This window comes from Bacteroides zhangwenhongii, assembly GCF_009193325.2.
In the GTDB taxonomy this organism is placed as follows: Bacteria; Bacteroidota; Bacteroidia; order Bacteroidales; family Bacteroidaceae; genus Bacteroides; species Bacteroides zhangwenhongii.
This window is the reverse complement of the sequence record NZ_CP059856.1, coordinates 4,291,179-4,316,066: the sequence shown is the minus strand read 5'-3', so window position 1 is coordinate 4,316,066 and position 24,888 is coordinate 4,291,179. Positions and strand designations below refer to the sequence as shown.

Annotated in this window: 23 protein-coding genes; 3 read left to right on the top strand and 20 right to left on the bottom strand. The window is 44.4% G+C overall.

The window, feature by feature from the left end:
- Nucleotide 1: 1 nt before the first annotated feature.
- The 6 genes from sufC to rimP all read right to left on the bottom strand — a co-directional run bounded on the left by sufC (nucleotide 2) and on the right by rimP (nucleotide 7,780).
- Complete coding sequence (gene sufC, locus GD630_RS17080; protein WP_007756466.1) at nucleotides 2-754, bottom strand: Fe-S cluster assembly ATPase SufC; 753 nt, start codon at nucleotides 752-754, stop codon at nucleotides 2-4.
- Between the two features lie 19 nt (nucleotides 755-773).
- Nucleotides 774-2,228, bottom strand: a complete 1,455-nt coding sequence (gene sufB, locus GD630_RS17075; RefSeq protein WP_007763231.1) for a Fe-S cluster assembly protein SufB — start codon at nucleotides 2,226-2,228, stop codon at nucleotides 774-776.
- Entirely contained in the window at nucleotides 2,206-2,736 is a 531-nt protein-coding gene (locus tag GD630_RS17070) for a CvpA family protein (RefSeq protein ID WP_143865170.1), read from the bottom strand. Before GD630_RS17070 ends, sufB begins: the two co-directional genes overlap by 23 nt.
- Nucleotides 2,737-2,814: 78 nt before the next feature.
- Nucleotides 2,815-5,943 carry a translation initiation factor IF-2 gene (gene infB / locus GD630_RS17065; protein WP_143865171.1) on the bottom strand — a complete coding sequence of 1,043 codons (3,129 nt, stop codon included), beginning with the start codon at nucleotides 5,941-5,943 and terminating at the stop codon, nucleotides 2,815-2,817.
- A gap of 101 nt (nucleotides 5,944-6,044) precedes the next feature.
- Entirely contained in the window at nucleotides 6,045-7,310 is a 1,266-nt protein-coding gene (gene nusA / locus GD630_RS17060) for a transcription termination factor NusA (RefSeq protein WP_007756462.1), read from the bottom strand.
- A gap of 2 nt (nucleotides 7,311-7,312) precedes the next feature.
- Entirely contained in the window at nucleotides 7,313-7,780 is a 468-nt protein-coding gene (gene rimP / locus GD630_RS17055; protein WP_007763224.1) for a ribosome assembly cofactor RimP, read from the bottom strand.
- 172 nt (nucleotides 7,781-7,952) lie between these two features.
- Between rimP and GD630_RS17050 the strand changes: the two genes are divergently transcribed.
- Nucleotides 7,953-8,348 (top strand): hypothetical protein, encoded by a 396-nt coding sequence (locus GD630_RS17050; RefSeq protein WP_143865172.1) that lies wholly within the window; start codon nucleotides 7,953-7,955, stop codon nucleotides 8,346-8,348.
- A gap of 9 nt (nucleotides 8,349-8,357) precedes the next feature.
- Here the strand turns inward: GD630_RS17050 and GD630_RS17045 are convergent, their stop codons facing one another.
- The 7 genes from GD630_RS17045 to GD630_RS17015 form a co-directional block, all read right to left on the bottom strand.
- Nucleotides 8,358-9,062 (bottom strand): YgjP family zinc-dependent metalloprotease, encoded by a 705-nt coding sequence (locus GD630_RS17045; protein WP_143865173.1) that lies wholly within the window; start codon nucleotides 9,060-9,062, stop codon nucleotides 8,358-8,360.
- A gap of 191 nt (nucleotides 9,063-9,253) precedes the next feature.
- Nucleotides 9,254-9,733 carry a hypothetical protein gene (locus tag GD630_RS17040; protein WP_143865174.1) on the bottom strand — a complete coding sequence of 160 codons (480 nt, stop codon included), beginning with the start codon at nucleotides 9,731-9,733 and terminating at the stop codon, nucleotides 9,254-9,256.
- Nucleotides 9,723-10,232 (bottom strand): RNA polymerase sigma factor, encoded by a 510-nt coding sequence (locus GD630_RS17035; protein WP_143865175.1) that lies wholly within the window; start codon nucleotides 10,230-10,232, stop codon nucleotides 9,723-9,725. The genes GD630_RS17040 and GD630_RS17035 overlap by 11 nt, the downstream gene beginning before the upstream one ends.
- Before the next feature lie 61 nt (nucleotides 10,233-10,293).
- Nucleotides 10,294-11,067 carry an acetylglutamate kinase gene (gene argB, locus GD630_RS17030; RefSeq protein WP_143865176.1) on the bottom strand — a complete coding sequence of 258 codons (774 nt, stop codon included), beginning with the start codon at nucleotides 11,065-11,067 and terminating at the stop codon, nucleotides 10,294-10,296.
- Between the two features lie 2 nt (nucleotides 11,068-11,069).
- Nucleotides 11,070-12,962, bottom strand: coding sequence for a biosynthetic arginine decarboxylase (gene speA, locus GD630_RS17025; protein ID WP_007763179.1), 1,893 nt, complete (start codon nucleotides 12,960-12,962; stop codon nucleotides 11,070-11,072).
- Between the two features lie 99 nt (nucleotides 12,963-13,061).
- Nucleotides 13,062-13,589, bottom strand: coding sequence for a shikimate kinase (locus GD630_RS17020; RefSeq protein ID WP_143865177.1), 528 nt, complete (start codon nucleotides 13,587-13,589; stop codon nucleotides 13,062-13,064).
- A gap of 40 nt (nucleotides 13,590-13,629) precedes the next feature.
- Complete coding sequence (locus GD630_RS17015; protein WP_143865178.1) at nucleotides 13,630-14,232, bottom strand: nitroreductase family protein; 603 nt, start codon at nucleotides 14,230-14,232, stop codon at nucleotides 13,630-13,632.
- Between the two features lie 124 nt (nucleotides 14,233-14,356).
- On the opposite strand from GD630_RS17015, the gene GD630_RS17010 reads away from it, so the two are divergent.
- Together GD630_RS17010 and GD630_RS17005 are read left to right on the top strand one after the other, a co-directional pair.
- Nucleotides 14,357-14,986, top strand: coding sequence for a ribonuclease H1 domain-containing protein (locus GD630_RS17010; protein ID WP_143865179.1), 630 nt, complete (start codon nucleotides 14,357-14,359; stop codon nucleotides 14,984-14,986).
- A gap of 29 nt (nucleotides 14,987-15,015) precedes the next feature.
- On the top strand, nucleotides 15,016-16,746 hold the full coding sequence (locus GD630_RS17005; RefSeq protein WP_143865180.1) for an ArnT family glycosyltransferase: 1,731 nt from the start codon (nucleotides 15,016-15,018) through the stop codon (nucleotides 16,744-16,746).
- Here GD630_RS17005 and GD630_RS17000 read toward each other — a convergent pair.
- The 7 genes from GD630_RS17000 to GD630_RS16970 all read right to left on the bottom strand — a co-directional run bounded on the left by GD630_RS17000 (nucleotide 16,736) and on the right by GD630_RS16970 (nucleotide 24,878).
- Nucleotides 16,736-18,709 carry an LTA synthase family protein gene (locus GD630_RS17000; protein ID WP_143865181.1) on the bottom strand — a complete coding sequence of 658 codons (1,974 nt, stop codon included), beginning with the start codon at nucleotides 18,707-18,709 and terminating at the stop codon, nucleotides 16,736-16,738. The two genes, GD630_RS17005 and GD630_RS17000, sit on opposite strands and share 11 nt — an antisense overlap.
- A gap of 39 nt (nucleotides 18,710-18,748) precedes the next feature.
- Nucleotides 18,749-19,174, bottom strand: coding sequence for a GtrA family protein (locus tag GD630_RS16995; protein ID WP_007763172.1), 426 nt, complete (start codon nucleotides 19,172-19,174; stop codon nucleotides 18,749-18,751).
- Complete coding sequence (locus GD630_RS16990; RefSeq protein ID WP_022274917.1) at nucleotides 19,152-20,114, bottom strand: glycosyltransferase family 2 protein; 963 nt, start codon at nucleotides 20,112-20,114, stop codon at nucleotides 19,152-19,154. Before GD630_RS16990 ends, GD630_RS16995 begins: the two co-directional genes overlap by 23 nt.
- 8 nt (nucleotides 20,115-20,122) lie before the next feature.
- Nucleotides 20,123-20,914 (bottom strand): polysaccharide deacetylase family protein, encoded by a 792-nt coding sequence (locus GD630_RS16985; protein WP_143865182.1) that lies wholly within the window; start codon nucleotides 20,912-20,914, stop codon nucleotides 20,123-20,125.
- An 18-nt stretch (nucleotides 20,915-20,932) separates the two neighbouring features.
- Nucleotides 20,933-21,541 (bottom strand): DUF3226 domain-containing protein, encoded by a 609-nt coding sequence (locus GD630_RS16980; protein ID WP_143865183.1) that lies wholly within the window; start codon nucleotides 21,539-21,541, stop codon nucleotides 20,933-20,935.
- Entirely contained in the window at nucleotides 21,538-22,617 is a 1,080-nt protein-coding gene (locus tag GD630_RS16975) for an AAA family ATPase (RefSeq protein ID WP_143865184.1), read from the bottom strand. The genes GD630_RS16980 and GD630_RS16975 overlap by 4 nt, the downstream gene beginning before the upstream one ends.
- Nucleotides 22,618-22,796: 179 nt before the next feature.
- Nucleotides 22,797-24,878, bottom strand: a complete 2,082-nt coding sequence (locus tag GD630_RS16970) for a BT4734/BF3469 family protein (protein ID WP_143865185.1) — start codon at nucleotides 24,876-24,878, stop codon at nucleotides 22,797-22,799.
- Nucleotides 24,879-24,888 lie beyond the last annotated feature (10 nt).

The following is a 24,888-nucleotide window of genomic DNA, read 5'->3' as shown; positions in this document are numbered from 1 at the left end:
GTCATTCTCCTACTTCTTTCTTAATCCAGTCATAACCTTTATCCTCCAATTCCAGAGCAAGTTCCGGTCCGGCAGTTTTCACGATACGACCTTTGTAAAGCACATGCACAATATCCGGTTTGATATAATCGAGCAGACGTTGGTAGTGGGTAATGACAATCGTACTGGTTTCGGGAGTCTTCAGTTTATTTACCCCTTCGGCCACAATACGGAGCGCATCGATATCCAAACCGGAATCCGTTTCATCGAGAATACTCAAACGCGGTTCCAGCATTGCCATCTGGAAAATCTCGTTCCGTTTCTTCTCTCCACCGGAGAAACCTTCGTTCACCGAACGGTTAGCGAGCTTATTGTCCAGTTCAACAACCGCACGTTTCTCGCGCATCAGTTTCAAGAATTCACTGGCGGTCAGTGCAGGCAGACCTTTATATTTGCGTTGTTCATTCACAGCAGCACGCATAAAGTTTACCATGCTCACACCCGGAATCTCTACCGGATACTGGAAACTAAGGAAAATACCCTCATGGCTACGGTCTTCCGGACTCAGTTCCAACAGATTCTTTCCATAAAAAGTAACCGAACCTTTCGTTACCTCAAAAGCAGGATTACCCACCAATACGGAGGAAAGCGTACTTTTACCGGAACCGTTCGGTCCCATAATCGCGTGTACTTCGCCCGGCTTTACCGTCAGGTTAATGCCTTTCAATATCTCTTTGCCATTAATGCTGGCATGCAGGTCTTTTATCTCTAACATAATCTTGATTAAAATTCATTTATCCTACGCTTCCTTCCAACGAAATAGTAAGCAACTTCTGTGCTTCTACCGCAAATTCCATCGGAAGCTTATTCAATACTTCTTTTGCATATCCGTTCACAATCAGCCCGATAGCGTCTTCTGTCGGGATACCACGCTGATTGCAATAGAAAATCTGATCTTCACTGATCTTGCTCGTCGTAGCTTCATGCTCCACTACCGCCGTCTCATTGTGAATGTCCATATACGGGAACGTATGCGCACCGCATTTATCCCCCAGCAACAGCGAGTCACACTGACTGTAGTTACGGGCATTATCCGCTTTTTCCGCCACACGCACCAACCCGCGATAGGAGTTCTCGCTATGTCCGGCAGAGATACCTTTACTTACAATCGTACTACGGGTATTCTTCCCTAAATGAATCATCTTCGTACCGGTGTCCGCCTGCTGAAAATTGTTTGTCACAGCTACGGAATAAAACTCGGCCGTCGAATTATCACCAGTCAGAATACAGGAAGGATATTTCCAGGTAATTGCCGAACCGGTCTCCACCTGCGTCCAAGAGAGTTTGCTGTCCACCCCTTTGCAGTTACCACGCTTCGTCACAAAGTTATATACACCGCCCTTACCTTCGGAATCTCCCGGATACCAGTTCTGAACGGTACTGTATTTCACCTCCGCACGGTCGTGTACAACAATTTCTACAATAGCGGCGTGCAACTGGTTCTCATCCCGCATCGGAGCCGTACATCCTTCCAGATAGGAAACATACGAATCATCATCCGCTACTATCAATGTGCGTTCAAACTGTCCCGTGTTGCGGGCATTGATACGGAAATAGGTGGAAAGTTCCATCGGACAACGTACTCCCTTCGGTATATAGACGAATGAGCCGTCCGAGAACACTGCCGAATTCAATGCGGCAAAGAAATTGTCACGGTAACCCACTACCGACCCCATATATTTCTTTACCAAATCCGGATGTTCGCGCACTGCCTCACTGAACGAGCAGAAAATAATTCCCTTTTCCATCAGTGTTTCCTTGAATGTCGTCTTTACGGATACGGAATCCATTACCGCATCCACCGCCATCCCGCTAAGAGCCATCTGTTCTTCCAAAGGAATTCCCAGTTTATTAAACGTCTTTATAAGTTCAGGATCTACTTCTTCCATACTTTTCGGTCCTTCTTTCTTCTTCGTCGGGTCAGCATAGTATGAAATAGCCTGATAATCAATCTCCGGAATACGGAGATGTGCCCATGTAGGCATTTCCAGCGTCAGCCAATGGCGGTACGCTTTCAGCCGGAACTCCAGCAACCATTCAGGTTCGTTCTTTTTCGATGAAATCAAACGAATCACATCCTCATTGAGTCCACGCTCAATGATATCGGTATGCACTTCCGTGGTGAAGCCATATTTATACTTCTCCTGCGTCAGTTCCTTTACATATTTATTGGGTTCTTCTTGTTGCATCTTTATTCTCTAATATATATTGTTGAGTCATATTCTTTGCAGCAGGGAAAAAAATTCCCGCAAACGTCTCCATCGGATAATATAACAAGGATTCTTCCTTTTTTGTTGCACTAATTAACTTATTATCGCCATCCACAAACTCTATCGCTCCAATCACCACACTTGTCAATAACAAAAATTTAAGCGCTCCCAACCCGCTTCCCAGCCAACGGTTCAACCAGTTCAGCGAAATGGCTTTCATCGCTTTTGTCAACAAGGAGGCAATCAGCACAAAAATCAACGGAATGGCAATCCATATCATTATGAAAGCCAATACCTGCGCAACGGTCATCGAATCTGTCACTGCCGGACAGAGCTTCTCCGCCAAAGAAGCATACAAAGCCTTTGCCGCCAGCAAACCGACTATCAATCCCAAGATAGAGGCCAACTGACGGATAAAGCCCTTTATAAAGCCTACAATCGCCCCTGCACCCACTACTATAAGGATTATTATATCAATCGTTGTCATATTCCTTTCTATAAAGAAAAAAGAGGCACGGAGTTATAATTCACTCTGTGCCTCCGTTTATTCTCAATACAGTACAGTTTATAATGTCTGTTTCACTTCTATTTCCTCGAATGTCTCGATCATATCGCCCACCTTCATGTCATTGCAATTCACCAGACTGATACCACACTCGAAGTTTGTACCCACTTCCTTCACATCGTCCTTGAAGCGTTTCAAAGCGTTGATGTTTCCGGTAAAGATAACGATACCATCGCGGATCAAACGAGCCTTGTCGCTGCGTTTCACCTTTCCGGTCTTCACCATCGCACCTGCTACAAGTCCCACCTTCGTGATGTTGAATACTTCACGCACTTCGATCGTAGCTGTCACCTGTTCTTTCAGTTCCGGTGCCAACATACCTTCCATAGCGGCTTTCACCTCCTCGATTGCATCATAGATGACAGAGTATTTGCGGATATCGACACCTTCCTGTTCCGCCATCTTAGCGGCAGCACCCGAAGGACGTACCTGGAATCCGACGATAATCGCATCTGAAGCGGCAGCCAGAGAAACATCCGACTCGGAGATTGCTCCCACACCCTTATGGATTACATTAACCTGGATCTGTTCGGTAGACAACTTAATCAAGGAGTCGCTCAATGCTTCGACAGAACCGTCCACGTCACCCTTCACAATGATGTTCAATTCCTGGAAGTTACCCAAAGCGATACGACGACCCAGCTCATCCAATGTAAGGATCTTCTGCGTACGCAAGCCCTGTTCGCGAGCCAGCTGCTCACGTTTGTTGGTAATTTCACGGGCTTCCTGATCGCTTTCTACCACGTGGAATGTGTCACCTGCGGCAGGAGCGCCATTCAATCCCAGAATCAATGCCGGTTCGGCAGGTCCTGCTTCCTTGATACGCTGATTACGTTCGTTGAACATAGCCTTCACACGTCCGTAGCTTGTTCCTGCCAATACGATGTCTCCCACTTTCAAAGTACCGTTAGATACCAGCACAGTAGCTACATATCCACGTCCCTTGTCCAATGAAGACTCGATAATGGAACCTGTAGCATTACGGTTCGGATTTGCTTTCAGATCAAGCATTTCCGCTTCCAGCAATACCTTTTCCAACAAATCTTCCACACCTATACCTTTCTTGGCAGAGATATCTTGTGACTGATATTTACCACCCCATTCTTCAACAAGATAGTTCATGGCAGCCAGTTCTTCCTTAATCTTATCCGGATTTGCCGTCGGCTTATCAACCTTATTAATAGCAAAGACAATAGGTACACCTGCCGCCATCGCATGGTTGATTGCTTCCTTTGTTTGCGGCATGACGTTATCATCGGCAGCTACAATAATAATGGCGATATCCGTAACTTTCGCACCACGGGCACGCATAGCGGTAAACGCCTCATGACCCGGAGTATCGAGGAATGTGATACGGCGTCCGTCCTCCAACTTCACATTATATGCACCGATATGCTGTGTGATACCTCCGGCCTCACCGGCAATCACATTCGCCTTACGGATATAGTCAAGCAATGAAGTCTTACCGTGGTCAACATGTCCCATCACCGTAACAATCGGAGCGCGCGGTTCCAGATCTTCCGGAGCGTCTTCCTCTTCCACAATAGCCTGAGCAACTTCCGCACTTACATATTCGGTCTTGAATCCGAATTCTTCAGCCACCAGATTAATTGTTTCAGCATCCAGACGCTGATTGATGGAAACCATGATACCGATACTCATACAAGTGGCGATTACCTGGTTGACAGAAACATCCATCATCGTTGCCAGTTCATTAGCCGTAACGAATTCGGTCAGCTTCAATACCTTGCTGTCCGCCATTTCCTGATCTTCCAATTCCTGCATACGGTTGGAAGCCATCTCGCGTTTCTCTTTACGATATTTGGAAGTCTTATTCTTACCTTTGGTTGTCAGACGAGCTAGAGTTTCTTTTACCTGCTTTGCTACATCTTCCTCGCTTACCTCCTGTTTGATAACCGGTTTCTTGAAGCGATCCTTATTATTATTTTTACGGTTATTATTGCCACCCTGGTTGTTGCCGCCACCATTGTTACCGCCTTTGCCTTGCACATTCGGTCTCGGAGCAGCAAAGCCCGAAGTAGCCACGTTGTTCACGTCCACCTTCTCTTTGTTGATACGGTTCCGCTTTTTCTTGTTTCCGGCCGCGTCAACATTATCTTTCACTCCACCCTTCTGCAGTTTCGAGTCATCCTTGCGAATCTCTTTAATGATAGCTTCTTTCATCAACTTCTTCTGATCCTGACGGATTTTCTCTTTCTCTTCACGTTCGCGGCGTTTCTCTTCCTTCGATTTTTTCTTAGGACGGGTAGACTGGTTCAATGCAGCCAGGTCAATCTGACCGATTACATTGATTTTCGCACCCAATTCCGGTTGACGGATCTTGAATATCTCTTCTTCTTTAGAAGTTTCTTTCTCTACCTCTACCGTTGTCTCCGGAGCTATTTCCGCCGATACTGCTTTCACAGGTTGTTCCATGCTGTTATGTTCTTCCGCCTTCACAGGTGCAACTTCTACCTTCGGCTCTTCTTTAATCACTTCCTCCACTACTTTTTCAACTTCTGCCGGTTGCTTTTCCACTATAGGTTCCGGTTCTTTCACCGGTTCCGGTTTTACAGCCTCCGGTTGCTTCACCGGTTCTGCCTGTTTGACCGGTTCAACTTGTTTAGCCACAGGTTCCGCCTGAACAGGCGCTACCACCTCTTCTACCTTCACCTCAGGTTCCTTCTTCACTTCCGGTTGAGCTACTGGACGTTCTTCAACAGTTTCTTTCTTCTGTTCCGGTTCTTTCTCAACTTTCTCAGTTCTACGACCGTTCAATTTATCCAAGTCAATTTTCCCGACAGGTTTAAACTTCGGGCGTGCATCCTCCGGTACGACTGTTTTGATCACATCTTCCGACTTCGGTTTTTCCGGCTGCTTTTCAAAGCCTTCAATCGATACCGACGCCTTATTACGATCCTTATTCTGACGTTCCTGAATGAAACGCTCCGACTCAAGTCTAAGGTTCTTATCTGTACTAAACTCTTTTACGAGTATAGCGTATTGCTCCTCGCTAATTTTTGTATTAGGATTAGCCTCAACGGTATACCCCTTCTTTTGCAGGAACTCAACTACCGTCGCGATTCCTACGTTCAAATCTCTTGTAACTTTGTTTAACCTTATCGTCATATTTTAAATTTAATGAATAAATGGAGCTTTAAGAAGTGGAGAGTGGAGAATTGAGAGTGGAGAGTGGAAGAAAATCCACATTCACTCTCAACTCTCAATTCTCAATTCTCACTTTCTTCAAACTCCGATTTCAAAATGCGTATTACCTCGTCCACCGTCTCTTCTTCCAAGTCCGTCTTTTCAATCAACATCTCACGAGGAGCATTCAACACAGCCTTCGCCGTATCGATGCCGATAGCTTTGATAGCGTCGATCACCCATCCGTCGATTTCGTCTCTGAATTCATCGAGATAGATATCCTCATCAGCTACACTCTCATCCAACTCACGGAACACGTCGATAGTGTACTCAGTTAACATACTGGCCAGTTTGATATTCAAACCGCCTTTACCGATAGCCAACGAAACTTCTTCCGGTTTGAGGAATACCTCCGCTTTTTTCTCCTCCTCGTTCAGACGGATAGAAGAAATCTTAGCCGGGCTCAAAGCACGCTGTATAAACAATGAAATGTTCGATGTATAATTGATTACATCAATATTCTCATTGCGCAATTCACGAACAATGCCATGAATACGACTACCCTTTACACCTACGCAGGCTCCTACGGGGTCGATTCTGTCATCGTATGATTCCACCGCAATCTTGGCACGTTCGCCGGGAATACGGGCAATCTTCTTAATGGTAATCAAACCATCATTAATTTCGGGTACTTCCATCTCGAACAGACGTTGCAGGAAAACGGGAGAAGTACGTGACAAGATAATCTTAGGATTATTATTCTTGTTGTCCACGCGGGCAACCACCGCACGGGCCGTTTCACCTTTACGATAGAAATCGCTTGGGATTTGCTCCGTCTTCGGCAACAGCAACTCGTTTCCTTCATCGTCCAGAAGCAACATTTCCTTTTTCCAGATTTGATAAACTTCTGCATTGATGATTGTACCTACCTTATCTATATATTTATTATAAATACTGTCTTTTTCCAATTCCAGAATCTTGGAAGCCAATGTCTGGCGGAGATTCAGGATAGCACGACGACCGAATTTGGCAAAGATCACTTCGTCAGTCACCTCTTCACCCACCTCATAGGAAGCATCGATTTTCTGCGCTTCACTCAATGAGATCTGCATATTCGGGTTCGTCAGGTCTTCATCGGCCACAACTTCACGGTTACGCCATATCTCGAAGTCCCCCTTGTCCGGGTTCACGATCACGTCGTAATTCTCATCGGTGCCAAACATTTTCGCGATAACACTACGAAACGACTCTTCCAGTACGCTAACCATCGTCGTTCTATCGATATTTTTCAGTTCCTTAAATTCCGAAAATGTATCAATCAAGCTGATTGTTTCTTCTTTTTTGGCCATAACTATTTAAAGCTAATTAAGTATTTAGTATATTTTATTTGCTCGTAAGTGAAGGTTTCGTCCTCTTCCACCAGTTTCGGACGCTTAGCACCTTCCATTTTCACTTTCTTCTGTACAGACACTGTAAATTTCTCTTCATCCGCATCTTTCAGAACACCGGTCAGTTTCTGTCCACCCTTAGTCATCACTTCCACTTCCTGTCCGATGTGGATGTAATACTGTTGCAGCACCTTAAAGGGCTGTCCGATACCGGCCGAACCCACTTCCAGTTCATAATCCTCCTCTTCACGGTTCAGTTTCGACTCTATGTAGCGGCTAAGCTCCACACAATCTTCAATCCAAACACCTTCCGCATGGTCTATCTCAACCACGATCTTGTCATCCGGGCTCACGGTCACTTCTACTAGAAAGTAGTCTTTTCCTTCCAGCCACTCTTCTACAATCTGACAAACAGTTTTCTTTTCTATCATTTATTAACTATATAAGAACAAAAAAAGGAGCTTAATCGCCCCTCCACCTTTCATCCGTTTTCGGTTGCAAAGATATAAATAATCTGTTCGACTACAAAACATTAAAGAAAAAAAGTATGAATTAACAGCCTTATCTTTGTATCTTTACACCGCAATTAAAAAAATAAGCACTATGGCACATCGTCTAAACACCAATAAACAGTTCATGGTAGGCAACGGAATCCTGGCTTTTGCCGTCATCTTTGTCGTTGTTATTTTTATTTATATGAGTATGCGCCTGCAACGGGAAAAGCAGGAAGAACGACATTTCATCGAAACCTATACCATCAGCCTGGTCAAAGGATTTGCCGGAGATTCCATTTCCTTATTTGTCAACGACAGTCTGATTTCCAACCGAACCATGCCCGAAGAGCCGTACACGGTGGAAGTCGGTCGTTTTGCCGAACAGAGCGCATTACTGATTGTAGACAATCAAACGGAACTGGTATCCACTTTTGACCTTAGCGAGAAGGGAGAAACTTACCGGTTTGAGAAAGAGGCGGATGGCATCAAGCAACTGGCACGATAGGATTAAGCCTTATATTTCTGTACGATATTTCTTCAGTTCTCCTCGAAGCGCCAATGCCTTGCCTTCCGTAAATTGATTCAGAAGCGCCCAGAAACGTTCGCCGTGATTCATCTCGCGGGTATGGCACAGTTCATGCAGAAGTACGTAGTCTATCAGATGAGAGGGTAGTAACACTAGATAATAGGACAAATTAATAGTTTTCCGACCCGAGCAACTCCCCCATCTGCCTTGGCTGGAATTTATTTTCACGCTTGTGTAAGACAGCCCATGTTGCCTGGCCAAGCGTTCCAAACGTGGTGGAAGAATACTTTTCGCATTCCTCCTCATTGATTCTTCAATCACCTTACGCAGCCAATCCTGCAGATTTTCGTCCGCAAAGTCCGCATCAGGCGGACAAACGATTTGCATAAAGCCCAATCGTGAATTTGCCAGAAAGCGGTCTTTCTCTCCGGATACCAGAGACAGTTTGAAAAACTCAGCTTCAATCTTATAATTCAAATCAATCAACGGCCGACCCATCTTTTGACGGGAAGCCAGAAGTTTTCCACGAAGATTCTCGATCGCCTGCTTTACTTCTTTCAATGTAGTGCCCGGAGGAACCGAGACATAGACAGCTTCTCTCTTTGTACGGAACACCAGACTTCGCGCACGCGGATTAACACGCACGATCAAACATCCCAATTCACTATCTTCTATAATTGTTTCCTTCATCATAATTGAGACACAAAATTAATAAAAAAAGTAAGGTGATACATAAAAGGGCTACTGCATCACGCGGTAGCCCATTTATTTAGTTAGTTTTAATCTAAAAAATTGAGAGAATTGAAAACTTCACAGTTTCGCCTTCGTTGTTGTTTTAATTAAGCACACTAACTATATTATATGTTTAAAGCAAATGAAAATGTCTATTCGTTCATAACGTGCGCCTTATGATCAATCCTCGCCAAACTGTCGACGAGTGCCTGATCCGCTTTCACGTCATTCGAGATTGCGACCGACGGTGCGGTTACCTGTTTACCAATGGTATCTGCCGCCAATACACTTCCGTCATCTCCGGAAAAAGAATGTTGCGCCACATTCCCCAACGACAGGATAATTGCAATTACGGCAGCCGCCTTGAACAGAGGAACGAAGCGACCGACCAGCGTCAAGCGTTTTGCTTTTACCACCACCGGCTCTACCTCTGCCAGAATACGCGCGTCAAAGTCTTCGCCCAGCCCTACCTCTTGCTGAACCTGTTGATAAACGAACAAGTTCTTATAACGGAGCAGATGAGCCGGAACCTCTTCTTTTAAGAAGAAGTCACGCAATGCCGCTTCCTCCTCAACAGAAGTCTCGCATTGCCAATATCGCTCCAAGAGCTGTTCTATATCTTTATAATCCATATTCGTCAATTTCTAAATACCTTTGTTTTACCTTTTGTCTGGCTCTGAACAGATTTACTTTTACCTGTTCCTCGGTCAGATTCAGAAGGGCTGCAATTTTTTTATAGCTTTCACCTTCAATGTCCCTCAGTTGCATGATAAGCCGCTGTTTTTCGGGAAGTTCATCGACCAGTCTGTTAATGATCCTCATTTTTTCATCATGAACCATCCGGTCATACGGACTATTGGCATCAGGCTCCTCCTCCATTTCCGGAGTGAGTTCCACATTCTGAGCTTCTTTCTTCTGACTCCGGTCTATCGCCAGATTCTTTGCCACAATCAGGCAATAGGCTTCGACCGATTCGAATTGCGACCACTCATCACGCTTGTTCCACACTCTTATCATGGTATCCTGAACGACATCCTCGGCTTCGGCTCTATCCAGAGTAATTCTGAGAGCCAATCGAAAGAGTTTATCTTTCAACGGCAAAATATCGTTTCGGAAGCTGATTTCTTGCATCTCTATAATAATGACGGGCTAGGATACGAAAAGTTACAGGCGCCCACTACTTTTTTTTGAATTATTTTTTTATCCTTGTTCCTCCATTGTCGTTAATCGCTGACGCTAAGGTGATTATCACTTCCGACACCCCCGCATTTATTGCTTCAAAAGAGTTCTCCAACTTCGGAATCATACCGCCTTGAATAACGCCGTTGGCTACGTATTGTTCGAATTCGGCACGGGTAATCTGCGGAATCACACTATCGTCATCGTTCTCGTCACGCAGCACTCCTTTCTTTTCGAAACAATATACCAACGTCACATCAAACAGTGCCGACAAAGCCTTAGCCGTCTCTCCGGCAATCGTATCCGCATTGGTATTCAGCATATTTCCCTGTCCGTCATGTGTCAATGGAGCCATCACCGGAACAACTCCTTTGTGTATCAAATCCGACAGTAAAGTTGCATCTACCTTTTCCACATCCCCAACAAATCCATAATCCACATCCTTGACCGGACGTTTCACCGACCGGATCACATTCATATCCGCTCCGGTCAATCCGAGTGCATTCACTCCGCGTGCCTGCAGTCCGGCAACAATACTCTTATTGACCAAACCGCCATACACCATAGTTACCACTTTCAATGTCTCCGCATCAGTAATACGGCGACCATTCACCATTTTGCTTTCAATGCCCAGTTGTGCGGCAATCTTTGTAGCCGAACGACCGCCGCCGTGAACCAGCACTTTGTGTCCTTCAATGGCAGCAAAGTCATTTAACAACTGACGAAGGGTGGCTTCCTCTTCTACGATTTTGCCACCCACCTTAATTACTGTTAGTTTTTCTCTCATTATTATTCCAAATACGTATATCCATAAAGTCCCGAACGGTAGTTGGAAAGAAATTCTTTTCCTTCTTCCAAAGAGATCTTACCCTCTTTCACCGATTTCGTCACCCAAGTTTCGAGTGTACGTACCAGTTTCTTCGGACTGTATTGCACATAGTCCAGTACTTCCGCTACCGTTTCTCCATCAATAATCTGTTCGATACTGTATCCCTTCTCATTCACCGAAACGTGTACGGCATTCGTGTCACCGAATAAGTTATGCATATCTCCCAAAATCTCCTGATAAGCCCCCACAAGGAAAACAGCGACATAATAAGGCTCCGTTTTCTTCAAAGCATGTACAGGCAGATAATGAGCTACATTACGCGTAGAAATAAAGTTGGCAATCTTACCGTCCGAATCACAGGTTATATCCTGCAAAGTAGCCGAACGTTCGGGCTTTTCATCCAACCGCTGTATAGGCATAATCGGGAATATCTGGTCAATCGCCCAAGAGTCCGGCAATGACTGGAACAATGAGAAGTTACAGAAGTATTTATCCGCCAACAACTTAGACAATCCCCGGAATTCATCAGGCGCATGTTTCAAACCACCGGCAATCTGATTGATCTCACGAGTGATCGACCAATACAGACGCTCGATCTGCGCACGGGTCTTCAAGTCCACGATTCCATGACTAAACAAATCCAACGCCTCTTCCCTGATCTGCTGCGCATCATGCCAAGCCTCCAACATCTTATTCTGGTTCAGTGTATCCCAAATGGCATACAATTCCTGCACCAGTTCATGTGCATCCGGAGCAATCTCCTCTTCATCGTCCCATTCGGGCAAGGTAGCCGTTTCGAGCACCTCAAAGATAAGTACCGAATGATGCGCCGTCAAGGCACGGCCACTCTCTGTTATGATGTTCGGATGCGGGATACCGTTCTTGTCACTCACGTCCACCAAAGTGGAAATCGAGTCGTTCACATATTCCTGGATCGAATAATTGACACTCCCCTCACTGCTGGATGAACGTGTTCCGTCATAATCGACTCCCAATCCGCCGCCGATATCGACAAACTCGACCTTGAATCCCATCGAATGAAGTTGCACATAGAACTGTGAAGCCTCGCGCAAAGCGGTCTTGATGCGGCGGATCTTCGTCACCTGACTTCCGATATGGAAATGAATCAACTTCAGACAATCCTTCATGCCCTTACTTTCCAGAAAATCGAGTGCTTCGAGCAACTCACTGGAAGTCAAGCCGAACTTGCTGGCATCTCCTCCCGACTCTTCCCACTTTCCGCTACCGGAAGAAGCGAGTTTGATACGGATACCGATGTTGGGTTCCACATTCAGCTGTTTTGCCATCTTCGCTATCAGCTTAAGCTCGTTCATCTTCTCCACAACGAGGAAGATACGTTTACCCATTTTCTGGGCAAGCAAAGCCAGCTCTATATAACTTTCGTCTTTATAACCATTGCAGACAATCAATGAGTCGGAATCCGTATTGACGGCAATCACCGCATGGAGCTCAGGCTTGGAACCGGCTTCCAGTCCAAGATTGAACTTCTTTCCGTGACTGATAATTTCCTCCACTACAGGGCGCATCTGGTTGACCTTGATCGGATAGATAATAAAGTTCTGCGCTTTATACCCGTATTCCTCAGCCGCCTGTTTGAAACAAGACGACATCTTTTCAATACGGTTGTCCAGAATATCCGGGAAACGTACCAGCATAGGGGCTGCCACATCCCGCAACTGCAACTCGTCAACCAATTCTTTCAGATCGACAGTCACTCCGTCTCTACGCGGTGTAACAACGACATGTCCTTTGTCATTAATACCAAAGTACGAGGTCCCCCAACCCGTGATGTTGTAGAGTTCCTCAGAATCTTCAATACGCCACTTTCTCATTTTTCTGTAATTCAGTGTTTTTAGTAAATAATTGGAGGGCAAAAATACAGATTTATCTACATCTTGCCAATTAATTGCCTATTAATTCGTTCAATTATGTTATAATCCGAGAAGTTGTTGCAAACGTTGCACCGATGTTTCAATCTGCCATCGGTCTTCCAATTCGTCCGCATTAAAGATATAATGTGCCTGATGATAAAAAGGCGCGCGTTTTTCAAGTGCCTGTATGATAAAAGTCTTCAACTCGTCATCTTCTTTTCCCTGAAGGATGGGACGCTGCTGCTTGGCCACACGCAAGCGTCTGAACAGCACATCGGGATGCACATCCAGAAAAACCGTCTTACCTGCCCGATTCATAAACTCCATATTATCAAAAAAACAAGGCGCTCCCCCACCCGTAGAGATTACCACATTTTCGAACTCGGCTACCTCATGAAGCATATTCCTCTCCAGCTCCCTGAATCCGGCCTCACCCCGTTCTGTGAATAACTCTCCCACCGTTTTGTGGAAACGCTCTTCGATATACCAATCCAGATCAATGAACGGTATATTCAACTTGCGGGCAAAAGCCTTGCCCAATGTCGTTTTTCCGGCGCCCATATAGCCGGTAAGGAAGATACGAATCATAAATGACTAATTTTACCTGCAAAATTAGTCATTTATTTCATTATTTAAAGATTTTCACTCTTTCTTCGAGCGGTTGGAATTCTTTTTCTCCCGGTTTTCCGGCAGGAAGCCCGAACGGCATTTCGGCAATCAAGTGCCAATGCTCCGGCAAGTTCCATGTCCGACGCACTTCCTCGTCAATCAACGGGTTATAATGTTGCAATGACGCTCCGAAGCCCACATCTTCCAGCATTGTCCACATAGCCAGTTGGTGCATGGCGGAAGTTTGCAGCGACCATCCCGGAAAGTTTTCCTGATAGGAGGGGAAAGCTTCCTGAAGCCCTTTGACTACTTTCTGATCTTCAAAGAACAACACAGTGCCATATCCACAGGCAAACGAGTGGTCTATCTTCTCCTCTGTTTTCACAAAGGCGTCTGCCGGCACAATCTTCTTCAAAGCGTCTTTCACGATTTTCCACAATTTTTTGTGAGACTCACCCAGCAGTAACACCACGCGTGTGGACTGGGAATTAAATGCCGAAGGCACATGACGAACAACCGTACTCACGATACACTCGATTTCCTGATCGGATATAGGTGACTGATTAGTAATTGAATAGTAAGTCCGACGATGTTTTAATGCTTCACTAAAAGATCTTTCCATAATATTTCCTTTCTTATATATGATATTTCTTAAACTCTCTTTTTTTTATAACAAGTAACTCTACTAACTTGTTCAGTTAGAGAATATATTCGTACCTTCGCAGCCGAATAAACCATTATCTTTTATGGCTAAACAGAAATTCTACGTAGTATGGGAAGGCGTCACTCCCGGAGTTTATACCTCCTGGACGGATTGCCAGCTCCAAATCAAAGGGTATGAAGGCGCCAAATATAAATCTTTCGACACCCGTGAAGAAGCCGAACGCGCACTCTCAGCCTCACCATACGCTTATATAGGAAAAAACGCAAAAAAGAAAAATGAAAAGATATCCTCCGATCTGTTGCCTCCTTCCGTGATAGACAATAGTCTGGCGGTAGACGCGGCTTGCAGTGGAAATCCCGGCCCTATGGAATATCGCGGCGTACACATAGCCAGCCGACAAGAGATCTTCCATTTCGGTCCGATGAAAGGAACGAATAATATCGGAGAATTTCTGGCTATCGTGCACGGACTGGCGATATTGAAACAGAAAGGATTCGATATGCCCATTTATAGCGACAGTGTCAATGCCATCAGTTGGGTACGACAAAAGAAGTGCAAGACCAAACTCCCCCGAAATGAGGAAACAGAAGCACTGTTCCAATTGATAGAACGGGCGGAAAAGTGGCTGAACACGAATACCTACACTACCCGTATCCTCAAATGGGAAACGAAAGAATGGGGAGAAATCCCGGCGGACTTCGGAAGAAAATAAATATGATATAAAATTCAAAACAAGTAAATATGAAAACATTGACTTCTAACAAAGCTTTCTGGCTACTATTAGTCATTTGCGTAGTAACGATCCTTCCTTTTCTCGGGCTGCCGGAGTATCACACCAAAGGCGAGCCCCGCGAATCGATTGTATCCTATTCTATGTTGGAAAGCGACAACTGGATTTTGCCGAGAAATAATGGAGGAGAGATACCCTACAAACCACCTTTCTTCCATTGGACTATTGCAGCCGTTTCAACATTGAACGGCGGTCAGGTTACGGAGATGACTTCCCGTTTGCCATCGGCCATCGCGCTAATCTCCATGACTCTTTTCGGCTTTCTTTTCTTCGCCAAAAGAAAAGGAACGGAAGTGGCGCTGCTCACCGCATTCATCACCTTGACCAACTTCGAGTTACATCGTGCCGGAGCCAACTGCCGGGTGGATATGGTGCTGACAGCCCTCACCGTCTGTGCGTTATATTGTTTTTACAGATGGTACGAGAAAGGGCTTAAAGGCATTCCCTGGCTAGCCATCCTTCTTATGAGTTTGGGAACGTTGACCAAAGGTCCGGTAGGTACGATCATTCCCTGTCTGGTTACAGGTGTATTCCTTCTGCTCAGAGGAGTAAACTTCTTCAGGGCTTTCCTTCTCCTTTCCGCATGGGCCATCCTTTCACTCATCTTGCCGTTCTGTTGGTACATAGCCGCTTACCAACAAGGGGGAGAAGAATTCCTTGCATTAGTCATGGAAGAGAACTTCGGACGTATGACCAACACAATGAGTTACGACTCCTGCGTGAATCCCTGGCATTACAACTTCGTAACCCTGTTTGCCGGTTATGTACCTTGGACGTTATTGGCAGTGCTTTCTCTTTTCAGTCTCACCTATCATAAATTCAGTATCCAGCCGGCTGCCTGGTGGAAACGCTTTACCGCATGGATCAAGAATATGGATCCGGTGGATTTGTTCGCTCTTACCAGCATAGTTGCCACATTCATATTCTACTGCATACCGCAAAGTAAACGTAGCGTATACCTAATGCCTATTTATCCTTTCATCGCATACTTCCTGGCCAAATATTTATTCTATCTGGTGAAGAAACGCTCTAAAGTGATAAAAGTATACGGTAGTATCCTCGCCGTACTGAGTTTACTATTATTTGCCTGTTTCATTGCCGTGAAATGCGGTCTTATCCCGGAAACAATCTTTCAAGGCCGTCATGCGCAGAACAACATCAATTTCCTGCGTGCCATACAGAACATTAACGGAATCGGCTCTTTCATATTAATTGCCATTCCTACGTTGCTTGGCATCTGCTGGTGGTTCTATCAACGCAAATATACACTCAGCAACCGATTCCTCTATGCCATCGTTGCCCTGACTATGGGAATGTATATCGCACTGGACGGAGCTTACCAGCCACCTATTCTCAATTCAAAATCGGTAAAATCCGTTGCTGCGGAAATAGACCGGGTAGTACCGGCAAGTGCAGGCACGCTTTACGAATTTATCGAAGCCGGTGTACGTTCCATAGGTGACCCTGTACACTATTTTGAGATCAACTTCTATCTGGGAAACCGGATCGGAAACTTCTACAAAGACCGTCCTTCGGAAGGGTTCTTGCTAATAGGAATGCAGGATGCAGAACGGAATCTTCCCGAGTTCGAAAAGGAAGGCTACCAATTCGAACGGGTCTATCAATCACCCAAACCCGTTCTTCGCCAGACTGCCGAGATATACAAATTCATCAAAAAGTAGTCTCGGATGAATTCACTGTTTTTCCATGCTTCACCAGATATTCCGCTGACTGGAGCATGGAAAAACTATATTCTTTCAAGGGCAGAAAACTATCATCCATCGGAACGTGAACCAGCTTTCCATTATCGGTATGATAGGCAAATTCCTGATTCGTCTCATAATTGTACATATACAACTGAGTCGCATTACGGCCTACAATCATATTATCGGCTGTATAAAACATACACGGACGTTCTTCTTTCAACAAGTCCACTCCGAAATTATTCTGCAAATAATCAATACCCAACAGTCCCAATACCGTAGGCTGTATGTCTATTTGTCCGCCAAAAGCCGTATGTTCCGCAGGAGTTATACTGTTGGAATAAATCATCAACGGGATATGATTATACGATTGCGGAAGCTCACACTCCGCATCCCCAACCAATTTGCCATGATCTCCCTCCAACACGAATATCGTATTCTCAAACCACGGCTGCTTGCGCGCTTCTTCGAAAAATTTACGCAAAGCCCAGTCCGCATATTCCACAATCTGAGTTTCCGGTTTGTCCGTTCGGGGATGGAAATAAGGAGGTATTACATAAGGCGGATGATTGCTGATTGACAATAAGGTAGCGAAAAACGGTTGCCCTTCGTCTGCCGTCCGATTCAAAACCGGAATAGCATAGTCGTATAAGAAATCATCCTGTACTCCAAAACTATTCACAACCTTCTCAGACGGATAATCTTCCTGAGCAAAGACCTCATCAAAACCGTTCGTCCTGAAAAAGGCATTCATATTATCGTACTGCCCTTCATGTGTCATAAAAAACAGATTATGATATCCATTCTCCTTCAATACCGTAGGCAATCCCGAATAATGGGGAATCACCGAACCTTTCATCAAGTTCCGTTTCATCATGGCAGGAAAAGAATATAAAGTAGCGTACAAACCATGATTGGTGTGAATCCCCGCCGAATAAAAGTTGGGGAAACTAAGGGAACAGGCATACAGGCTATCCAAAAAAGGAGTCAGATTCTGTGACTGCCCGAAACGTTTCATAAAATTGGACGACATCGACTCCATCATAATCAATACCACATTGGGACGGCGTTGCGATACACTATCCTGTGAATTATGCCGATAAACCGCCAACGGAGAGACATCCGGTTCACCCGGCCGTGCTAACAAAGCTTTTACTTTTTCCAACGCTTCCTGTTCATCCATCAGATGCAGATATCTGTTTTCCGGCCGTCGGTCGTCCAGCACGCTCGTCAACAAATTAAAAGTCGGACTGACTCCCAACTGATTCAAAAAGGCATCCTGACAGAAATAAGCGGCACTTACCTTGATCGGATTATAGCCTGTACGTCCCCTAATGCCAAATACACAGAGCCCGATCAAGCCAAGCCCTACCAAACCCGCAACACTTCGTTCCAAGCAAGGGAATGAACCGGGAGCAAACAGGCAACGGTGACGGAAATACCGGCCAAGAAAGGCAATCCACACAATAAAGCCAATCAAAAAGAGCAGGAATAAGGCAATGGACAAATAATAGGAAGTCTCTCCCAATATCATCCCCGCAGTAGTACCCGCATAACCGAACCATTCGAAAATGGAAGAATTGATATGCTTGAAAAAGTAGGCGAAATAAGGAATATCGGCCGCACTGATCAGATAAACCAACCCATAAAAGACACTGAAGAAGATAGTGAAGAAACGGAATAAAGCCTTCCCGTAACAGTTGCAAAGCCCACAGACTACAGCTACCGTCAGCGGAAGCAGTAATATGTAACAACCTATCACGTTATCGAACCATACTCCATGTATAAATGCTATCAATGACAGACTTTTATCAGACAGTGCTTCGGCAGTCAGTTGATGGTGAGAAGAAATGAACAATACCCCTCTGAACAATCCGGTGATTATCAGAGCGGAAAGATGCACGGAAAGTATATATACAATAAGATTTAGAAAACGTTTCATAATAGCTTTTTCTTTTTATGAATAGTTCTGAAAGCAGCCCTACTGTTTATTTTTATAAGTATATACGAAGTGAAGAATCAGGAAATTGATGGGAACGACTACGATAAGCACCAATATAGGAGCGAGAAACTCACCGAATCCGATCCACAGGAAAAGGTTCAGCAAACCTACCTCAAGCAGATAATTGAGTAAATGACTAAAACCAAACCCGACGGCGTTGCGCGATGAGGGTTTGGAACGGAATGTAAAGAATGTAGTTAGAAAATAGTTACAGACAAATCCGACTGCATAACCTGCCGTAAAAGAAAGCGTCGGATTGGCTGCCAACAGCACCAGACAATATACGCCATAGTGAATCGCCGAAGATATCGTACCGACGATGCCAAAACGCATAAACTGCCAGAATTTCTCCTGCCAGTCCGGGTGTTGTTCCCATGTCTCTTTAATGACTTTGTTTATCCTCATCGCATAACACCTCTTCTACATTATAAAGCGGACGATGTTTCACCTCTTTATATATCTTTCCGATGTACAGCCCTACCGCACCGATTGACATCAGGACGACACCGCCTACAAACCATACGGATAACATCAGAGAGGCCCAGCCATGTTCCGCCGTTCCCGCAATCAACGAATAAAGGACATAAAAACCGATCAGAATGCTGATAAAGACAAAGATAATACCCAAATAGACAATGCCATAAATCGGCTTCACCGAGAAGGAGGTTATTCCGTCGAGAGCCAGTCCCAGCATTTTCCGCAGAGTATATTTAGAGCTTCCGGCTGTGCGTTCCCGAATCACGTCGTCCACCGTAGTAGAAGGAAAGCCCAACAGAGGAATAATGCCGCGCAGGTATAGATTACGCTCTTGATAATGTGACAACTGTTCCAGTACCCTCCGGCTCAGAAAGCGGAAATCGGCATGGTTATAAATGGATTCCACTCCCATCCTGCGCTGCAGTTTGTAGAAAGCCGTAGCGGAGAGACGTTTCAACAACGGGTCGGCCTGGCGGGAGACCTTCACTCCGTACACCACATCGTAACCGGCTGTATAAGCATCAATCATTTCCTCTATCGCATTCAGGTCATCCTGCAAATCCGCATCAATGGTAACAACGGCGTCACTCCAGTCTTTGGCAGTCATCATCCCTGCCATGATAGCGCTCTGGTGACCTACGTTCCGCGCCAGATTCATTCCTTTCACGTAAGGATTCTCCTTATGCAGCTTCTTGATAATGTTCCACGTACGGTCCTTGCTACCATCATTTACAAAAAGCACGAAGCTGTCCGCACTGATCTTTTCCTTCCCAACCAGCTCATCAAACAAGGCTGTCAAACGGGCGGCTGACTGTTCCAACACTTCTTCCTCATTATAGCAGGGAGACACAATTGCCAATTTAATCATTTCTCGTTCTATTTAGTTAGTTCTGTCCGTTTCATTTTCGCAAATTCCGAGTACGTCAGGAAATTGGCTTTCTTCTCCTTGAAGTTACGGATCAGCAGATCCAGCCGTTCTTCCATCCCTTTGCCGGAATGATTACGGATAATAAACGGCATTTTAAATTCGGGATGTTCATTCAATGGATAAAACTCCCACGGGTGAAAATAGGTCACAAAATAGCCGTCGTGCTTCAGCACCCTGTTTGCCATCCATTGGTACAACTTCACCGGGAGATTATGGCAAGACAACCAGAATAGCGGAAAACGTATCCACGGAGTCACCGACGCAGGAATTTGAAGAACCTTACCCGTCATAAAGCAAGTACGCGGCTCGGAAAGATGCATATATCTGCCGGGAATAAACGCCGGATTCAATGAAGAATTATACAGATATCCCATCCGCTCTATCTCTTCATCGGACACCGGAAACATACGAGGCTGGCGATACCCCTCTATCTTCCTCCCCGTCAACCGTTCGAGTATCTCTTTGGAACGACTGACATCCGAAACCTGAGGCTGCCAATGGTCACACCCATGAGCCGCCACTTCATGCCCTTCATCCATAATACGGCGCATCACCTCCGGAGCATTCTCCGCAAAGTTGCTTGTACAGAAAAAAGTAGCCCGCACCCCATTCTTTTTCAGACAGTCCAGTATCTTGTTCGTACCATAAACCGATACTTCCATTGCCTTATCCAGCGGAAAGTCCACTCCATGTTCACGGGGTACATCAAACTCCTCTGTGTCAAAACTTAATAATATCATTGTCAATTAGCTTTCTAATCAGATTTGAATAACATTCAATAAAAATTGTTTTAGAGGAAGTAAATACTCAGCCTCTAAATTCCAATACTTAGGATTATCGAAAAAAAACTCTTTTTTGTTCTTAAAACGTTCAAGTTCTTTTTTTGATTTCTTTATAGACTCTAAATAAGCATATATTTTGGCTTTTCTATTTGGAGTAATATATTGAGAATTACCTTCGTTATCTACATGTCCAGCAACACACTTTTCATAACCCTCAAAGCATTTTAGAAGGCATGTATGCTCTTCATTAACAATATGTTCTAATAATAATTCAAAATCGCCATCTTCTTTGTCATTTGGAAATAAAAATAATTCAGCAGATATAGATAGTTCTTCCAATCTCTCTTGAAGATAGCTTTTCCTGACAATATATCCTCCCCCATTATCAGCAGAATCCGCATCAAAGATTATCAAATTAACACCCCCTCGTTCTGTATTTTCTTTAAACTGCTGATCTAATAAGTGCAGCTTGCTATACCCTCCAGCTTGAATAATTTCCCACATTCCTTTGTTTTCCCCCAAAAGGAAAAGGAGGTACTTGTCTAAAAACTCTGAATCTCTCCCCTCTACAAAAATTCTAATCATCGTATTTCAATTTCTTGATTAATAACATACTGAAACTTTTCATAGGGATATTGATAAGCTTTCAATTCGTCTGTTGGCATATGCCTCAATGAATAACACATTATATCATTTTGAGATTCAATACATTCACTATCAGATAATACTTTATTTAAGGACTGCAAAGATTCAATATTATGTGTAGTTGCAAAAACCTGAACATCCAATAAGTTCGCAGTTTTTATAATAGCTTTCCATAAAGAAGATAAAGAAGAAAAATGCATCCCATTATCTATTTCATCGATAAGAACAAGTCCTTTCTTACATTCATAGAGAGATGTTATTATCGCTAATAATTTCCTTATTCCATCCCCTAACATATTAATAGGAACCAATCTATTCAACCCTATGTCAACATTAACGCCTGATTTTAACACTGCAATAGACTTTATTCTAGGTTCTATATGTTGCAATATTTCCACTATTACTTGCTCCTGTTTTTCTTCTATTATACGTGTCAAGTTATCAACGGCAATATTGAATGCAAATTTAGAATTAATATATACCCCGGATAGCGTCTCTTTGTATTCCTTAGAGGACCTTACTTTTATATTGCCATCAACTCCTTTCGAGGTAATGATAATTGCCGCGCTATCACTTTTCTTTTCATTATCAGCTTTGGTATAGCTAAAATTCATTGTCAAGCCGGTACTTATATTAGCTTCTTTATTTGAAAGAGCCTGAGTAGAAATATCCTCTTTAGATATAACGATTTGAGATTCGGAAACGATAGGAGTGATTTTCAATTCTCTAATAGTTCCATCCATCATATTACCAGATATTTGAATATGATTGTCAGAAATCATATTATAAAAGTTCAAAGCAAGATCTTCTTCATTGAACCTATTATAATCTCTAAATTGATTGATTCTTAAGTTAAGAAGAGGATTTGAAAATCCAGACAATAAAAATATACCATCAAGCACTGTCGATTTACCGCAATTATTTTTACCTACCAGCAAATTTATTTGCCTTAAATCAGAAAGAACAAGATGTTTTATTCCTCTAAAATTATTTATTTCAACCTCATTAAAAACCATATTATTCTGTTATTTAGCGGGTAAAGTTACAATAAATCTGTTATATCTTGATGCTTTTATATATTATTTTAATAATGCAGCAAAGATAGAAATTTCAAATTTAAGTCCCTAATCATTAACATTAGCCAAATACCTGCTTCTACAATAGGAAATAATAAATGTTTTACGCGCAAAACAAATCACTCCAAAGCCACTACATGATAATAAACCCCATGTGTTTTCCTGAACGACTCTACTCCCAACCGTCGCAGGATACGCCCGAAATGAGTGGCTTGTCCGAAGGAGAATTTCATTTTGGCGGCTTTCTGTATACGTTGCAATATATCCGCAGCAAGCAACCATTCGCCTTCTTCCTCCTTTCCTGCCGCCCGATAATACACCTGAAACAACTGTTCAATAGCGGGCGACTGCTCAAATTCCTGATTGGCTTCCGTCATGATGGCCTCATCCCGCTCGTCAAACCAATACCGTTCATTCTTATATAATGCCGCCATCGCTTGCGCGTAAAGCTGTTCGTAATCAATAGGACGGACGACATCTATCACTCCCGTCACCTCGACAGCGATATAGCGGCGGCTGCCGGAAGTGTCCGTCAACAAGTCCTTATGATTACTCGTACCGATAAAAGAAGCATAGCGCCGAAGTTCCTCCACCGCCGAAGCATTGGGACGCCTTGTGTTCACAACCGGTTTTTGAAGAATATGCTTTAGGAAAGGCTGTTGAGTAATGCTGATCTGGTCGAATTCATCCATATTAATCAACAGGAAACGATTCAGATACAGTTCCGCATCCCGCTTCCGGCTGAAATCAATGCTATCCGTATAATAAGCCTGCAGACACGGTTGCAGAATCAAACGGCAGAACGTAGATTTTCTGTATGCCTGCGGGCCAACCAATATCGGCGAAGTGCTATTCGCATAATTCTTCCTCATCATTCCACGCCAATGCGCTACCATGCTGAGAAACCAACGGCGAAACAAATGCGGCCAATGAGGATTGTCGCAAGGCACCCGTTTTGCCAGATCCCCAATATGATCCTTTCCATCCCAATGGGGAAGGTCATAAAGAAATTCCTCAGCTGGTTGATACACAGGAACATGATCGGAATTCAGATAACGCACCACATCCTTGTCCCAAAGCTTAAGCCCCTCGTACTGCGCATTCATCGTAATGCTTGCCATCTGCCGTTTGTCCACCGGATGAAAATAGAAATTAAAGGTATTCCGCTCCCGACATTCCACCTGTGTAGTCAACTGGTTGAAACGAAACTCATAGCGGCGTTTCATAAACTCATCCATCTGCATAACGAATATCTGCTCGGGAAGCAGACTGCTCTTATCGGCAAACCCACGTCCGGAACGATAGACATTCTTCACCGTCTCCCGAATCAGAAAATCATCCTTCGGCAAGTGATAATGAGCGCGCGACCACCGTACCGTATCCTCTTCGGGAATACCTGCACGGAAACAATGTCCCGCAAGGGCAACCAGCAACGAATGTATATCTCCGTCCGGCTGAAATTCCTCCTGTTCCTCCAGCGCCCGCGCAAAAGCCGCTTCGAACAGAACGGAAAGCGCTTCATGACTTTCATATCCGGGCGCAAGCCGTTGTAAAGGGGAAGTCTCCGTCTGTACCTGTTCACGATAAGTCGTTTCACCGGGCATAGATGCGGGCTGCTTCATGTAAATCGGCATTGATTCGGGATTGAAATACAGCTCCGGATCGAAAGTCAGGCGACAATACTGTTCCAACGAAGGCTCTTTCAGTTCAATATGAAAAGGAAGTTGAGGTTGGTAGAACTTCACCGCCAACCGATAAGCGTGCGCATGAAACAATTCCGCTTGTTCGCGGGTGACCGGCAAAAGATCGTCAGGATAAGTAAAACGTACCCAGATCTTGACAGACTTCCCGGAAGAACCGACAAATGCCAGATACGTTTGCGGGAGTTCCTTCACCCACTTCTTCACTTCATCGGCCTCCATAGGCCCCGACAGATTATTCACCTGAATCATTACAATACCATTGTATTCCGCCATAACCATCACCCCGTTTCTACGGACAAAGGCGGCAGCAGGAAGCAGTTTCGGCACTTTCTGAACATAGTCGTTTTTATCACCGGGAAGCATATAGGGCAGGACTTCTCTCATTTTTGAGACGGGCTGTGCTTTGGTTTCCACTTTCATCAGCTCCACGAGCTGCTCAATTCTCAACGTACGCAGTGTATTCACCTTGCCATCGTCTCTTACTTGTGTTATTCTCATTATTTTATTT

Coding starts and splice junctions, on each gene's coding strand:
- GD630_RS16990 (WP_022274917.1), bottom strand. CDS start 20,114: ATGATTAAATTGGCAATTGTGTCTCCCTGCTATAATGAGGAAGAAGTG.
- speA (WP_007763179.1), bottom strand. CDS start 12,962: ATGAGAAAGTGGCGTATTGAAGATTCTGAGGAACTCTACAACATCACG.
- nusA (WP_007756462.1), bottom strand. CDS start 7,310: ATGGCCAAAAAAGAAGAAACAATCAGCTTGATTGATACATTTTCGGAA.
- GD630_RS17000 (WP_143865181.1), bottom strand. CDS start 18,709: ATGAAACGTTTTCTAAATCTTATTGTATATATACTTTCCGTGCATCTT.
- argB (WP_143865176.1), bottom strand. CDS start 11,067: ATGAGAGAAAAACTAACAGTAATTAAGGTGGGTGGCAAAATCGTAGAA.
- GD630_RS16980 (WP_143865183.1), bottom strand. CDS start 21,541: ATGATTAGAATTTTTGTAGAGGGGAGAGATTCAGAGTTTTTAGACAAG.
- GD630_RS17040 (WP_143865174.1), bottom strand. CDS start 9,733: ATGGATTATAAAGATATAGAACAGCTCTTGGAGCGATATTGGCAATGC.
- GD630_RS17020 (WP_143865177.1), bottom strand. CDS start 13,589: ATGATTCGTATCTTCCTTACCGGCTATATGGGCGCCGGAAAAACGACA.
- GD630_RS16975 (WP_143865184.1), bottom strand. CDS start 22,617: ATGGTTTTTAATGAGGTTGAAATAAATAATTTTAGAGGAATAAAACAT.
- sufC (WP_007756466.1), bottom strand. CDS start 754: ATGTTAGAGATAAAAGACCTGCATGCCAGCATTAATGGCAAAGAGATA.
- GD630_RS17035 (WP_143865175.1), bottom strand. CDS start 10,232: ATGCAAGAAATCAGCTTCCGAAACGATATTTTGCCGTTGAAAGATAAA.
- rimP (WP_007763224.1), bottom strand. CDS start 7,780: ATGATAGAAAAGAAAACTGTTTGTCAGATTGTAGAAGAGTGGCTGGAA.
- GD630_RS16995 (WP_007763172.1), bottom strand. CDS start 19,174: ATGAGGATAAACAAAGTCATTAAAGAGACATGGGAACAACACCCGGAC.
- GD630_RS17070 (WP_143865170.1), bottom strand. CDS start 2,736: ATGACAACGATTGATATAATAATCCTTATAGTAGTGGGTGCAGGGGCG.
- GD630_RS17045 (WP_143865173.1), bottom strand. CDS start 9,062: ATGATGAAGGAAACAATTATAGAAGATAGTGAATTGGGATGTTTGATC.
- GD630_RS17010 (WP_143865179.1), top strand. CDS start 14,357: ATGGCTAAACAGAAATTCTACGTAGTATGGGAAGGCGTCACTCCCGGA.
- GD630_RS17015 (WP_143865178.1), bottom strand. CDS start 14,232: ATGGAAAGATCTTTTAGTGAAGCATTAAAACATCGTCGGACTTACTAT.
- GD630_RS16985 (WP_143865182.1), bottom strand. CDS start 20,914: ATGATATTATTAAGTTTTGACACAGAGGAGTTTGATGTACCCCGTGAA.
- GD630_RS17005 (WP_143865180.1), top strand. CDS start 15,016: ATGAAAACATTGACTTCTAACAAAGCTTTCTGGCTACTATTAGTCATT.
- GD630_RS16970 (WP_143865185.1), bottom strand. CDS start 24,878: ATGAGAATAACACAAGTAAGAGACGATGGCAAGGTGAATACACTGCGT.
- infB (WP_143865171.1), bottom strand. CDS start 5,943: ATGACGATAAGGTTAAACAAAGTTACAAGAGATTTGAACGTAGGAATC.
- sufB (WP_007763231.1), bottom strand. CDS start 2,228: ATGCAACAAGAAGAACCCAATAAATATGTAAAGGAACTGACGCAGGAG.
- GD630_RS17050 (WP_143865172.1), top strand. CDS start 7,953: ATGGCACATCGTCTAAACACCAATAAACAGTTCATGGTAGGCAACGGA.